Source organism: Streptomyces olivoverticillatus (assembly GCF_014203555.1).
GTDB lineage: Bacteria > Actinomycetota > Actinomycetes > Streptomycetales > Streptomycetaceae > Streptomyces > Streptomyces olivoverticillatus.
The window spans coordinates 187,903-200,840 of the sequence record NZ_JACHJH010000002.1; the positions used below are offsets into that span (position 1 = coordinate 187,903).

Genomic DNA, 12,938 nt, shown 5'->3' on the forward strand with positions numbered 1-12,938 from the left:
CGACGTTGACGACCGGGCCCCCGGCATGAGCGCCCGCCCCGTCCGTGATCCCGAGAGGCCCCAGCATGAGCACCTCCGCCCCCCGTGAACCGCGCGGCCCCGTCGACTCCTCCCGCATCCCCCGCTACGCGGGCCCGGCGACCTTCGCCCGGCTGCCGCGCCTGGACGAGGTGGGCACCGCCGACGTCGCCGTCGTCGGCGTCCCCTTCGACACCGGCGTCTCCTACCGCCCCGGCGCCCGCTTCGGCGGCAACGCCATCCGCGAGGCCTCCCGGCTGCTGCGCCCCTACAACCCGGCGCAGGACGCGTCGCCCTTCGCCCTCGCACAGGTCGCGGACGCGGGCGACATCGCCGCGAACCCGTTCAACATCGACGAGGCCGTCGAGACCATCGAGGCCGCGGCCGACGACCTGCTCGGCACCGGCGCCCGCATGATGACCCTCGGCGGCGACCACACCATCGCGCTGCCGCTGCTGCGCTCCGTCGCCAAGAAGCACGGCCCGGTCGCCCTGCTGCACTTCGACGCGCACCTGGACACCTGGGACACCTACTTCGGCGCCGAGTACACCCACGGCACGCCGTTCCGCCGCGCCGTCGAGGAGGGCATCCTCGACACCGAGGCGCTCTCCCACGTCGGCACGCGCGGCCCGCTGTACGGCAAGAAGGACCTCACCGACGACGAGAAGATGGGCTTCGGCATCGTCACCTCCGCCGACGTCATGCGGCGCGGCGTCGACGAGATCGCCGACCAGCTGCGCCAGCGCGTCGGCGACCGGCCGCTGTACATCTCCATCGACATCGACGTCCTGGACCCGGCCCACGCGCCCGGCACCGGCACCCCGGAGGCCGGCGGCCTGACCTCCCGCGAACTGCTGGAGATCATCCGCGGCCTGTCCTCCTGCAACCTGGTCTCCGCCGACGTCGTCGAGGTGGCCCCGGCCTACGACCACGCCGAGATCACCTGCGTGGCGGCCTCGCACACCGCCTACGAGCTGACGACGATCATGTCCCGGCAGATCGCGGCCGCACGCGGCTGAACGCCTCGGTGAGAAGGGGCTCCGCCGAGCGGCGGGGCCCCTTCTCCCGTAAAGATCGCGTAAGCTCGCGCCCGCCGGACGACAAGGCTCCGTAAGGGCGCGGACGCGCACCGTGTCCGCGAGGGTTTGCTGAGGCGCGTGAATGCCCGCAAACACCGCCGCGTCGGCGGCGGCCTCGTCGACCCCCGGCAGATCCTCGCCTCCTTCCCCGAAGCGGTCCGCAAGCTGCACCCGCGGGTGATGGTCAGGCACCCCGTGCTCTTCGTCGTCGAGGCGGGCTCGGTCCTCACCACCGTCTCCGCGGTCCTCGACCCGTCCGTCTTCAGCTGGCTGATCAGCGTCTGGCTCTGGCTCACCGTCGTCTTCGCCAACCTTGCCGAGGCCGTCGCCGAGGGCCGCGGCAAGGCGCAGGCCGAGTCGCTGCGCCGCACCCGCTCGGACACCGTCGCCCGGCGGCTGCGCAGCTGGCGGGTGAGCATGGACCGCAGGGAGTGGGAAGAGGAGCGCGTGCCGGCCGCCGACCTGCGGCCGTACGACTTCGTCGTGGTCGAGGCGGGCGAGACCGTGCCGGGCGACGGCGAGGTCGTCGACGGCGTCGCGGCGGTGGACGAGTCGGCCGTCACCGGCGAGTCCGCGCCCGTCATCCGCGAGGCGGGCGGCGACCGCTCGGGCGTCACCGGCGGCACGACGGTGCTCTCCGACCGGATCGTCGTGCGGATCACCTCCCGCGCCGGGCACACCTTCCTCGACCGCATGATCGCCCTGGTGGAGGGCACCAGCCGGCAGAAGACGCCCAACGAGCTGGCGCTGAACATCCTGCTCGCCTCGCTCACCGTGGTCTTCATCCTGGCGGTGGTCTCGCTCCAGCCCATGGCCGAATGGGCGGGCGCCCCGCAGACCATCACCGTGCTGGTCGCCCTGCTGGTCACCCTCATCCCCACCACCATCGGGGCCCTGCTCTCCGCCATCGGTATCGCGGGCATGGACCGGCTGGTCCAGCGCAACGTCCTGGCCCTGTCCGGCCGGGCCGTGGAGGCCGCGGGCGACGTCAACACGCTGCTCCTGGACAAGACCGGCACCATCACGCTCGGCAACCGCCAGGCGGCCGCCTTCGTGCCCGTCCAGGGCATCGCCCACGACCTGCTCGCCGACGCCGCGCAGCTCTCCTCGCTCTCCGACGAGACGCCCGAGGGCCGCTCCATCGTCGGCCTGGCCGAGCGGCACGGCATCCGCCGCCACCACGGCGACCTCGCACACGGCCGCTTCGTGCCCTTCTCCGCGCAGACGCGGATGAGCGGGGTCGACTTCGCCTTCGAAGGGGAGTTCTGCCGCATCCGCAAGGGCGCCGGCAGCGCCGTCATGCAGTGGGTCGCCCGGCGCGGCGGCCAGGTGCCCGAGGAAGCCGGCTGGATCACCGACTCCATCGCCGCGGACGGCGGCACCCCGCTGCTCGTCGCGGTCGAGGACCCGGACGGCGTGCGGATCCTGGGCGCCGTCCACCTCAAGGACGTCGTCAAACCCGGCATCGCCGAGCGCTTCGCCGAACTGCGCGCCATGGGCATCAAGACTGTCATGGTCACCGGCGACAACCCGCTCACCGCCAAGGCCATCGCCGCCGAGGCGGGCGTCGACGACTACCTGGCCGAGGCCACGCCCGAGCACAAGCTGGCCCGCATCAAGGAGGAACAGGCCGGTGGAAACCTCGTCGCGATGACGGGTGACGGCACCAACGACGCGCCCGCGCTCGCGCAGGCCGACGTGGGCGTGGCCATGAACACCGGCACCTCGGCCGCCAAGGAGGCCGGGAACATGGTGGACCTGGACTCCAACCCCACCAAGCTCATCGAGATCGTCGAGGTCGGCAAGCAGCTGCTGATCACCCGCGGCGCGCTGACCACCTTCTCCATCTGCAACGACGTCGCCAAGTACTTTGCGATCGTCCCCGCCATGTTCGGCGGGGTGGCGGGCTACGAGGGCCTGGAGAAGCTCAACGTCATGGGCCTGCACAGCCCCACCTCGGCCATCGCCTCGGCGATCGTCTTCAATGCGCTCGTGATCGTCGCGCTGATCCCGCTCGCCCTGCGCGGCGTGCGCTACGCCCCGTCCTCCGCGCACGTTCTGCTCCGCCGCAACCTGAGCGTCTACGGGCTGGGCGGGCTCGTCGCGCCGTTCGTCGGCATCAAACTCATCGACCTGCTCATGCAGTACGTGCCCGGCATGTGACGCACTCCTGGCCGTTCTGCATGACGGCGGGATGAAATCCGCAGCCCACGGCGTTGGGGCCTTCCGTCGGCCAGTGGAGTGCAGGACAACGGGAGGTCTCTGGTGACGGCGACGGACACGACCGGTCGGGATGCGACCGGTCAAGGCTGGGCCAGGCGGCTCGCGGGCTACTGCTGGCGCTATCGGCGCACGGTACTGCTCGCGCTCGGCTCCTCGCTCGCGGGCATGGCCGTCATGGCGCTCGTGCCGCTCATACCCAAGCTGATCATCGACGACGTCATAGGTGCCCACCAGCGCCCCCTCGCCCCCTGGGCCACCCTGCTGATCGTCGCCGCCGTCGTCGTCTACGCCCTCACCTACGTCCGCCGCTACTACGGCGGACGTCTCGCGCTCGACGTCCAGCACGACCTGCGGACCGAGATGTACGCCTCGATCTCCCGCCTCGACGGCAAGCGGCAGGACGAGCTCTCCACCGGCCAGGTCGTCGGCCGGGCCACCTCCGACCTCCAGCTCATCCAGAGCCTGCTCTTCATGCTGCCGATGATGATCGGCAACATCCTGCTGTTCGTCATCTCGCTCGTCGTGATGGCCGTGCTCTCCCCCCTGCTCACGGTGGTGGCCCTGGCCGTCGCCCCCGCCCTGTGGTTCCTCGCCAGTCGCAGCCGCACCAAGCTCTTCCCCGCCACCTGGTACGCCCAGGGCCAGGCCGCCGCCGTCGCGGGCGTGGTGGACGGCGCCGTGACGGGCGTACGCGTCGTCAAGGGCTTCGGACAGGAGGCCCAGGAGGCGGGCAAGCTCCGCGAGGTCAGCCGCAGGCTCTTCGCCGGGCGGCTGCGGACGGTACGGCTCAACTCCCGCTACACCCCGGCCTTGCAGGCCGTCCCGGCGCTCGGTCAGGTCGCCATGCTGGCGCTCGGCGGCTGGATGGCCACGCGCGGGCAGGTCACGCTCGGCACCTTCGTGGCCTTCTCGACCTATCTGGCGCAGCTCGTCGGCCCGGTGCGGATGCTCACCATGGTGCTGACGGTCGGCCAGCAGGCCCGGGCGGGCGTGGAGCGCGTACTGGAGCTCGTCGACACCGAGCCGGTGGTGCAGGAGCGTGCCGGGGCGCACGAACTGCCCGCGGACGCCCCCGCCGTCGTCGAATTCGACGACGTCACCTTCGGCTACCAGCACGGGCGGCCCGTCCTGGAGGGCTTCTCCCTGCGGATCGAGCCCGGCGAGACCGTGGCCGTCGTCGGCGCCTCCGGCAGCGGCAAGTCCACGCTGGCGCTGCTGCTGCCGCGCTTCTACGACGTCACGGGCGGGGCGGTGCGCGTCGGCGGGCAGGACGTGCGCGAGCTGACGCTGCCGTCCCTGCGCGCCGCGATCGGCCTGGTGCCGGAGGACAGCTTCCTCTTCTCCGACAGCATCCGCGACAACCTCGCCTACGGGCTGCCGGACGCCACCGACGAGCAGATACGGGCCGCCGCGCGCGCCGCACAGGCGGACGGCTTCATCGCAGAGCTGCCCGAGGGCTACGACACCAAGGTCGGCGAACAGGGCCTGACCCTCTCCGGCGGCCAGCGCCAGCGCATCGCGCTCGCCCGCGCGATCCTCGCCGACCCCCGGCTGCTGCTGCTCGACGACGCGACCTCGGCGGTCGACGCACGCGTCGAGCACGAGATCCACGAGGCGCTGCGCGGCGTCATGGCCGGCCGTACGACGCTGCTCATCGCGCACCGCGCCTCCACCCTGGCCCTGGCCGACCGCATCGCGGTCCTCGACCGCGGCCGCCTGGTCGACGTCGGCACCGCCGCCGAGCTGGAGGAGCGCTGCGAGCTGTACCGCGCGCTGCTGACCGACCCGGAGGAGCTGGCGGGCGTCCGCAAGGACCCCGCGGGCCGGGCCCTGGAGGCGGCCCCCGCCCTTGCGGGCGCGTTCGGCGGCGAGGCCGCGGCCACCGGGCTCGCCGAGCGCCCGGCCCCCGCCGCGACCGGCAAGCGCACCGTCGTCGACGGCGTCACCCCGCACCTGTGGGTGCGGCGCGAGAGCGACGGCGCCGAGGCGCAGGGCGCGCTCGCCGGGATGCCCGCCACGCCCGAACTTCTCGCCAAGGTCGAGGCGTTGCCGCCCGCGGACGACACCCCGGACATCGACGAGGAGCGGGCCGCGCTGCCCGAGGGCTCGTACGGCCTGCGGCAGCTGCTGCGCGGCTTCGGGAAGCCGCTCGCGCTGAGCCTGCTGCTCGTGGCCGTCGACGCGCTCGCGGGGCTGCTGCTGCCGGTGCTGATCCGGCACGGCATCGACCAGGGCGTCCAGCGCCTGGCCCTCGGCGCCGTGTGGGCCGCCTCCGGGCTCGCCCTGCTCGTCGTGGCCTGTCAGTGGGCCGCGCAGGTCGCCGAGACCCGGCTGACCGGGCGCACCGGCGAACGCGTGCTGTACACGCTGCGCTTGAAGATCTTCGCCCAGCTGCAGCGCCTCGGCCTCGACTACTACGAGCGCGAGCTGACCGGCAAGATCATGACGCGGATGACCACGGACGTCGACGCGCTCTCCTCGTTCCTGCAGACCGGCCTGGTGACCGCCGTCGTCTCGGTCCTCACCTTCTTCGGCATCCTCGTGGCCCTGCTGGTCATCGACGTCCAGCTGGCCCTCGTCGTCTTCGCGACCCTGCCCCCGCTCGTGATCGGCACGGTCCTCTTCCGCCGCCGGAGCGTGAAGGCGTACGAGCTGGCCCGCGAGCGCGTGGGCGGCGTCAACGCCGATCTGCAGGAGAGCGTGGCGGGCCTGCGCATCCTGCAGGCGTTCCGCCGCGAGGCGGCGGGCGCGCGGCGCTTCGCCGAACGCAGCGACGGCTACCGGCAGGCGCGGGTGCGCGGCCAGTGGCTGATATCCGTCTACTTCCCGTTCGTCCAGCTGCTGTCGTCCGTCGCCTCGGCCGCCGTGCTCATCGTGGGCGCGGGCCGGGTGAGCGACGGCACGCTGACGGCGGGCGCCCTGGTGGCGTACCTGCTCTACATCGACCTGTTCTTCGCGCCCGTCCAGCAGCTGTCGCAGGTCTTCGACGGCTACCAGCAGGCGACGGTCTCGCTGGGCCGGGTGCAGGCTCTGCTGCGCGAGCCGACGTCCGTGCCGGTGGCCGAAAAGCCGCGGGTGCCGCAGGAGCTGAGCGGCGAGGTCGTCTTCGACGACGTGCGCTTCCACTACGACGGCGACGGCGAGACGCCCGCGCTCGACGGGATCCGGCTGACGATACCGGCCGGGCAGACCGTCGCGTTCGTCGGCGAGACGGGCGCGGGCAAGTCGACCCTGGTGAAGCTGGTGGCGCGGTTCTACGACCCCACCGCCGGTGCCGTCCGCGTCGACGGCCACGACCTGCGCGCCCTGGACCCGGTCGGCTACCGCCGCCGGCTCGGCGTCGTCCCGCAGGAGCCGTATCTCTTCCGGGGGACCATCCGCGACGCGATCGCCTACGGGCGCCCGGACGCGAGCGACGCCGAGGTGGAGGCCGCCGCGCGGGCGGTCGGCGCGCACGAGATGGTCGCCACGCTCGAAGGCGGCTATCTGCACGCGGTTTCCGAGCGCGGCCGCAATCTCTCCGCCGGGCAGCGGCAGTTGATCGCCCTGGCCCGCGCGGAGCTGGTCGACCCGGACGTCCTGCTGCTGGACGAGGCCACGGCCGCCCTGGACCTGGCGACCGAGGCGCTGGTCAACCAGGCCACGGACCGGCTGGCCGGGCGGCGGACGACCCTGGTGGTCGCCCACCGGCTGACCACCGCCGCCCGCGCCGACCGCGTGGTGGTGATGGACGGCGGCAAGGTCGCCGAGGACGGCACCCACGCCGAGCTGCTGGCGAAGGACGGGCGCTACGCGGAGCTGTGGCGGACGTTCACGGGCGAGGCGGTGCCCGCCTAGGGCGGGCCTTGCACGGCGGCCCCGGGGTGTCCGTAGAGGCACCCCGGGGCCGCCGTCGGTTCAGGCGACGGACGTTGCCCGGCCGGCCGCCGCGCGCTCGCGCAGTGCGGTCACGCCCGGGGAGGGCCGTGCCGCGTCGTAGGCGCTGCGGGCGGCGTCCACGGACGGCTGGTGGCGGTCGGTCCAGCGGCGGATGGCGAGCAGCGGTCCGGTGAGGCTGGCCCCCAGCTCGCTGAGGGCGTAGGAGACCCGTACGACCGGGCTCTGCTCGACCGTACGGAGCACCAGTCCGTCCCGTTCCAGGCCGCGCAGCGTCTGGGTGAGGACCTTGCGGCTCACCGGGCTCATCCGGCGCTCCAGTTCACCGAAGTAGGCGGGTCCTTCGCCCAGCAGGCTCAGCGTGAGCGCGGACCAGCGGTCGCCGAGCCGGTCGAGCAGGGGGCGGCAGGGGCACAGTTCTTCCTCTTCCACGCCAGGCGCCAACCACCGGCCGGCGCCCGCTATTCCGGGGCCGTTACCGCGAGGTTCCGTCTGTGCGGGGCGGGCCGGGGCGGACAGGATGGTGTGCGCAAGCAAGCGAAACCCCCAGGAGCGCACCATGTCCGCAGCCCGTATGCAGGCCGTCGTCCAGCACCGTTTCGGCGGCCCCGAAGTCCTCGCCCTCGCCGAGGTGGACCGGCCCGAGCCGCTGCCCACCGAGGTCCTGGTCCGGGTGCACGCGGCCGGCGTCAACCCGGTGGACGTCAAGACCCGGGCGGGGGAGGGCATCGTCGGCTTCGGGCTGATGGGCGCGGCCCCGCACGTCCTGGGCTGGGACGTCTCCGGCGTCGTGGAGGCCGTCGGCTTCGGCGTCACCGGGCTGGAGCCGGGCGACGAGGTGTACGGCATGCCCCGCTTCCCCTACCTGGCGGGCGGCTTCGCCGAGTATGTCACCGCCCCCTCGCGGCACTTCGCCCGCAAGCCCGCCTCGATCGGCCACGTCGAGGCCGCCGCGCTGCCGCTGGCCGCGCTCACCGCCTGGCAGGCGCTGGTGGACGCCGCGGACGTCCGGGCGGGGCAGCGCGTCCTCGTGCACGCGGCGGCGGGCGGCGTGGGCCACCTCGCCGTACAGATCGCCAAGGCCCGCGGCGCCCATGTGATCGGCACCTCCGGCCCCGCCAAGCAGGACTTCGTGCGCTCCCTCGGCGCCGACGAGGTCCTCGACTACACCGCCGTCCGCTTCGAGGACGAGGTGCGGGACACCGACGTCGTCGTCGACCTGATCGGCGACCCCGACCACCAGCTGCGCTCCCTGCGGACGCTGCGGCCCGGCGGGCTGCTCATGGTGGTGCCCTCCGGCGTCGACCCCGAGGCCGCGCGGGTGGCGGCGGAGCTCGGGGTACGGATCACCGACGTGCTGGTGGAGCCGGACCGCGCCGGCCTGGAGGCGATCGGCGCGCTGGTGGCGGCGGGAGAGGTGCGGGTCGAGGTGGAGGCGGTGCTGCCGCTGGCCGAGGCGGCGAAGGCGCACGAGCTGGTGGCGACCGGCCGCACCCGCGGCAAGGTGGTCCTCTCGGTCGGCTGATGCCGGCTGGACCCTGGCGGAGTGGATGTTGCCCCCGGTAGGTTCGCGGCGACCTTTGCGAACCCAGGGGAGGGCGCATGCGCAAGACACTCAGATGGCTGCTGGCATTAACGGTCACCATAGGCACGGTCGGTGCCGGTGGTGTGACGACCACCGCCACCGCCGCTGCCCGGTCGGACCAGGCGGACATCAAGGAACGCATCCTGAAGATTCCGGGGATGAGTCTCGTCGAGGACAAGCCCTACGAGGGCTACCGCTACCTCGTCATGACCTACACCCAGCCCGTCGACCACCGCGACCCGTCCAAGGGCACCTTCAAACAGCGTTTCTCGCTGCTGCACAAGTCCACGGACCGGCCCACCGTTTTCTTTACGTCCGGCTACAACCTCAGCACCGATCCGTCGCGTTCGCGCAGCGAGCCGACCCGGATCGTCGACGGCAACCAGTTGTCGTTGGAGTACCGCTACTTCACCCCGTCCCGGCCGCAGCCGGCGGACTGGTCGAAGCTCGACATATGGCAGGCGGCCAGCGACCAGCACCGCCTCTACCAGGCGCTCAAGCCCATCTACGGCAAGAACTGGCTGGCCACCGGCGCCAGCAAGGGCGGCATGACGGCCACCTACTACCGCCGCTTCTACCCCCATGACATGAACGGCACCGTCGCCTACGTCGCGCCCAACGACGTGGTGGACAAGGAGGATTCGGCCTACGACCGGTTCTTCGCCACCGTCGGCGACAAGGCGTGCCGCACCCAGCTCAACTCGGTGCAGCGCGAGGCGCTCGTACGCCGCGACGAGATCGTCGCCCGCTACCAGAAGTGGGCCGACGAGAACGGCAAGACGTTCAAGGTGGTCGGCAGCGCCGACAAGGCCTACGAGAACGTGGTGCTCGACCTGGTGTGGGCGTTCTGGCAGTACCACCTGCAGAGCGAGTGCGCCTCCGTGCCCGCCACCAAGGCGTCCACGGACGAGCTGTACAAGTTCATCGACAACATCTCCGGCTTCGACGGCTACACCGACCAGGGCCTGGAGCGCTTCACCCCGTACTACTACCAGGCGGGCACCCAGCTCGGTTCGCCCACCTTCAAGACGCCGCACCTCAAGGGCCTCCTGCGCTACCCCGGCATCTACAACCCGCGCAGCTACGTGCCGCGCGACATACCGATGACGTTCCACCCCGGCGCGATGGCCGACGTCGACCGGTGGGTGCGCGAGGACAGCAAGCAGATGCTGTTCGTCTACGGGCAGAACGACCCGTGGAGCGGCGAGCCGTTCCGCCTGGGCAAGGGCGCCGCCGCCCGGCACGACTACCGCTTCTACGCGCCCGGCGGCAACCACGGCTCGAACATCTCCCAGCTCGTCGCCGACGAGCGGGCCACCGCCACCGCCGAGGTCCTGCGCTGGGCGGGCGTGGCCCCGGCCTCCGTACAGCAGGACGAGCGCAAGGCGAAGCCGCTGGCGTCCTACGACGCCAAGCTCGACCGGCCCGGCGTGCAGCGGGAGTCGGGCCTGCGCCCGTAAGCGGGCCCCGGCCCGCGGATCACGGCAGGCGGCGGGCGCACCCCACGGGTGCCTCGCCGCCGAGCTGTACGTAGAGATCGGTGTCCGGCGGGCAGTCGTCGCGGGTGCGCGCCGCCACCTCCACCCGGTACTCCGGCGCGTGCGCCCCCGTGCCGTCGCAGGCCACCTCCTTCACCACCCCGTGCCGCTCGGTGCGGACGCAGTCGCCCGCCACCGTCAGCGGGCCGCCCCCGCGGCCCGGGTCGCCCGGGTGCGGCGGGCGCAGATTGCGCATGCAGGCGTACCCCTCGGGCGGGCTGTCCCGCTCCGAGGTGCCGGCGTCGACGGCCGTGATGTGCAGCACGAAGTCGGTCTCGTCGGGGCAGCGCGGGCCGCCGGACTGGGGGCCGTAGTACCGCGCCAGAACTCCCGCCGCAGCCTGCAGACTTGCGCAGTCCACCTCCCGGAACGCCCGGCCGCCGTCCTGCCCGGCGCAGGCCCCCCGGCCCAGGAACGTCCCCTTCCGCCCGGCCGGTGCCGACGGCACGGCGGCGTCGCCCTGGACGACCGTCTGCACCCCCGGGCCCTCGGCCTGACAGCCGGCGAGGACCTGGGTCCCGGACAGCACGGCGAACGCGAACAGCGTCCTCGGCAGCGCATGACGGCGCATGAATGAATCCCCCCAACCCGCACAAGAACGACCACAGTTACCCCACATGCCCTCCCGCACGCCAGGCGTGCGGGATGCTTCGCACAGGGTGACCGTCCCGCCCCGCCGGGCCGCCGCCGACGTGGTCGGAGGGGGTACGCCGGCGGCGGGGTGCCGCCGTCCGCAGGCGGCGGAGAGGGTGGTCAGCAACGCGGCCAGCGGCGACGCCGACACCGCCCTGCGGAAGACCTCGCCGGCAGCACGCCGCTTGGACGCACCGCGCGCCGGAGCGGTTCCGCGCGCACCCCGCACGCCGCTACCCGGTCGCGCTCCGCTACCCGGTCGCGCTCCGCTACCCGGTCGCGCGGCGCGCCCTGCCGAAACCGCGTGCCCTGCCCAGCCGCACCGGCCGCCGTATGGTCAGCAGCTTCGCGCGCGGGGCGAGCCGCCGCACCATCGCGAAGACCGACTCCGTGCGCGAGCGGTCGGCGTCCAGCACGGAGAAGAGGTTGGCGCCCAGATAGAACGTGAGCGCCGCGTTGGCCAGGTCGCGCGGGGGCATCAGCCGGGCCAGCGCGGTGCCGCCGACGACCCGCTCCAGGGTCTCCTCGACGAACGCAAGCCACGGCTCGGCCCGCCGCCGGAGCTCCTCGCGCAGCTCCGGCTTGGCGACGGCGGCGGCCACCAGCTCGGAGAAGAGCGTGATGTGCCCGCCTTCGAGGTCGTCCCGGTAGATCCGGGTCGCGGCCTCGGCGAGCTCCTCCAGGGAGTTCACCCGCGCGACGGTGGCGGTGTGCCGTGCCATCCGCTCGGCCGAGGAACTGTCGAGGGCGGCGAGCAGCAGCGCGTCCACACCGCCGAAGTGATAGAAGACCAGGGCCGAATTGACCCCGGCCTCCCGGGCTATGGTCCGGGCGCTGGCCCGCCCGTAGCCCTGCGTGCGCAGTACGGCGGCCGCCGCGGCGATCAGCCGCTCCCGGGTCTCCGCCGACCTGGCCTCCGCACCCGCCGCCGACCTGGCCCCCATGGACATCCCCCGCCTCTCCCCGGACGCCTCGCACCCGGGCTCTCGCCCGCACGTTTCAAGGTTTACATGCGCGGGGGCGGCAGATGGTCACAAGGAACGCTCCGGCCAGTGCGCGCACAGCAGCCGGACGGTCTCGCTGATGGCCGGACGCCGCGCCGCGCCGGCCCGCCAGTAGGCGAACAGCCGCCGCACCGGCACCGGTTCGAGCGGCACCGACACCACCTCCGGCGGCAGCGGCCCGCGGCCCAGCCGCGGCAGCAGGGCGATGCCCAGGCCCGCCGCCACCAGCGCCATCTGGGTGTGGTTCTCGGCTGCCTGGTAGGCGAGGTCCGGCTCGTTGCCCGAGGCGCGCAGCGTACGCACCAGCCAGTCGTGGCAGACCGTCCCCGGCGGCTGGCAGATCCACCGCTGCTGCGCCAGATCGCCGCCGTGCAGCACCGCCCGCCCGGCCAGCGGATGGCCACGCGGCACCAGCACGTCGCACTTGTCCTCGCCGATGCGCATGCGCTCCAGACCGTCGGGCGCGGGCAGCGGGTTGATGTCCCACTCGAAGGTCACCGTCAGATCGACCGCCCCCTGCGCCACCAGCCCCACCGACAGGTGCGGGTCGACCTCGACCAGGCGGGAGTCCAGCGAGGGGTGCGCGGCGGCCAGCTCGGCCAGCACCGAGGGCATCAGACCGCGGGCGGCCGAGGCGAAGGCCCCCACCACCAGGCGGCCCGTCGGCTGCCCGCGCCGCTCCTCCAGCTCCGTCTCCGCCCGCTCGACCATCGCCATCAGCTCCTGCGCCGTCCCCGCCAGCCGGGCCGCGGCGTCCGTGAGCACGATGCCCCGGCCCCGGCGCTCCAGCAGCGTCGTACGGGTCTCGCGCTCCAGCTTGGTGATGGCCTGCGAGACGGCGGACGGCGTGTAGCCCAGCGCGACGGCCGCGGCGCTGACCGAGCCGTGCACGGACACGGCGTGCAGGGCGCGCAGACGGGACAGATCCAGCACGAGAAGGCCCCCATCGTTGAGAGTTGCTGAATCCCATCATGAAGAAATG

At 73.0% G+C, this 12,938-nt stretch carries 9 protein-coding genes; 5 read left to right on the forward strand and 4 right to left on the reverse strand.

Going from position 1 to position 12,938, the window contains the following annotated elements; all coding sequences use genetic code 11:
• Positions 1 to 65 precede the first annotated feature (65 nt).
• The 3 genes from speB (at position 66) to FHS39_RS06330 (ending at position 7,157) form a co-directional block, all read left to right on the forward strand.
• A complete protein-coding gene (gene speB, locus FHS39_RS06320; protein WP_045932422.1) occupies positions 66 to 1,037 on the forward strand; it encodes an agmatinase in 972 nt (323 codons plus the stop codon).
• A gap of 240 nt (positions 1,038 to 1,277) precedes the next feature.
• Positions 1,278 to 3,260 (forward strand): potassium-transporting ATPase subunit KdpB, encoded by a 1,983-nt coding sequence (kdpB, locus tag FHS39_RS06325; protein ID WP_246470026.1) that lies wholly within the window; start codon positions 1,278 to 1,280, stop codon positions 3,258 to 3,260.
• Between the two features lie 102 nt (positions 3,261 to 3,362).
• The gene (locus tag FHS39_RS06330) at positions 3,363 to 7,157 is read left to right on the forward strand and encodes an ABC transporter transmembrane domain-containing protein (protein WP_184347121.1); all 3,795 of its coding nucleotides are present in this window, start codon (positions 3,363 to 3,365) and stop codon (positions 7,155 to 7,157) included.
• A 60-nt stretch (positions 7,158 to 7,217) separates the two neighbouring features.
• Here FHS39_RS06330 and FHS39_RS06335 read toward each other — a convergent pair whose 3' ends face one another.
• The gene (locus FHS39_RS06335) at positions 7,218 to 7,628 is read right to left on the reverse strand and encodes a winged helix-turn-helix transcriptional regulator (RefSeq protein WP_343069393.1); all 411 of its coding nucleotides are present in this window, start codon (positions 7,626 to 7,628) and stop codon (positions 7,218 to 7,220) included.
• Between the two features lie 127 nt (positions 7,629 to 7,755).
• Here FHS39_RS06335 and FHS39_RS06340 point away from each other — a divergent pair, with 127 nt between their 5' ends.
• On the forward strand, positions 7,756 to 8,721 hold the full coding sequence (locus tag FHS39_RS06340) for an NADP-dependent oxidoreductase (protein ID WP_221462462.1): 966 nt from the start codon (positions 7,756 to 7,758) through the stop codon (positions 8,719 to 8,721).
• A 77-nt stretch (positions 8,722 to 8,798) separates the two neighbouring features.
• On the forward strand, positions 8,799 to 10,241 hold the full coding sequence (locus tag FHS39_RS06345; protein ID WP_184347125.1) for a S28 family serine protease: 1,443 nt from the start codon (positions 8,799 to 8,801) through the stop codon (positions 10,239 to 10,241).
• Positions 10,242 to 10,260: 19 nt separating this feature from the next.
• Here the strand turns inward: FHS39_RS06345 and FHS39_RS06350 are convergent, their stop codons facing one another.
• The 3 genes from FHS39_RS06350 to FHS39_RS06360 form a co-directional block, all read right to left on the reverse strand.
• Positions 10,261 to 10,890, reverse strand: coding sequence for a hypothetical protein (locus FHS39_RS06350; RefSeq protein ID WP_184347127.1), 630 nt, complete (start codon positions 10,888 to 10,890; stop codon positions 10,261 to 10,263).
• Between the two features lie 331 nt (positions 10,891 to 11,221).
• Positions 11,222 to 11,896 carry a TetR/AcrR family transcriptional regulator gene (locus FHS39_RS06355; protein WP_184347128.1) on the reverse strand — a complete coding sequence of 225 codons (675 nt, stop codon included), beginning with the start codon at positions 11,894 to 11,896 and terminating at the stop codon, positions 11,222 to 11,224.
• An 87-nt stretch (positions 11,897 to 11,983) separates the two neighbouring features.
• The gene (locus FHS39_RS06360; RefSeq protein ID WP_184347130.1) at positions 11,984 to 12,889 is read right to left on the reverse strand and encodes a LysR substrate-binding domain-containing protein; all 906 of its coding nucleotides are present in this window, start codon (positions 12,887 to 12,889) and stop codon (positions 11,984 to 11,986) included.
• Between the last annotated feature and the right edge of the window lie 49 nt (positions 12,890 to 12,938).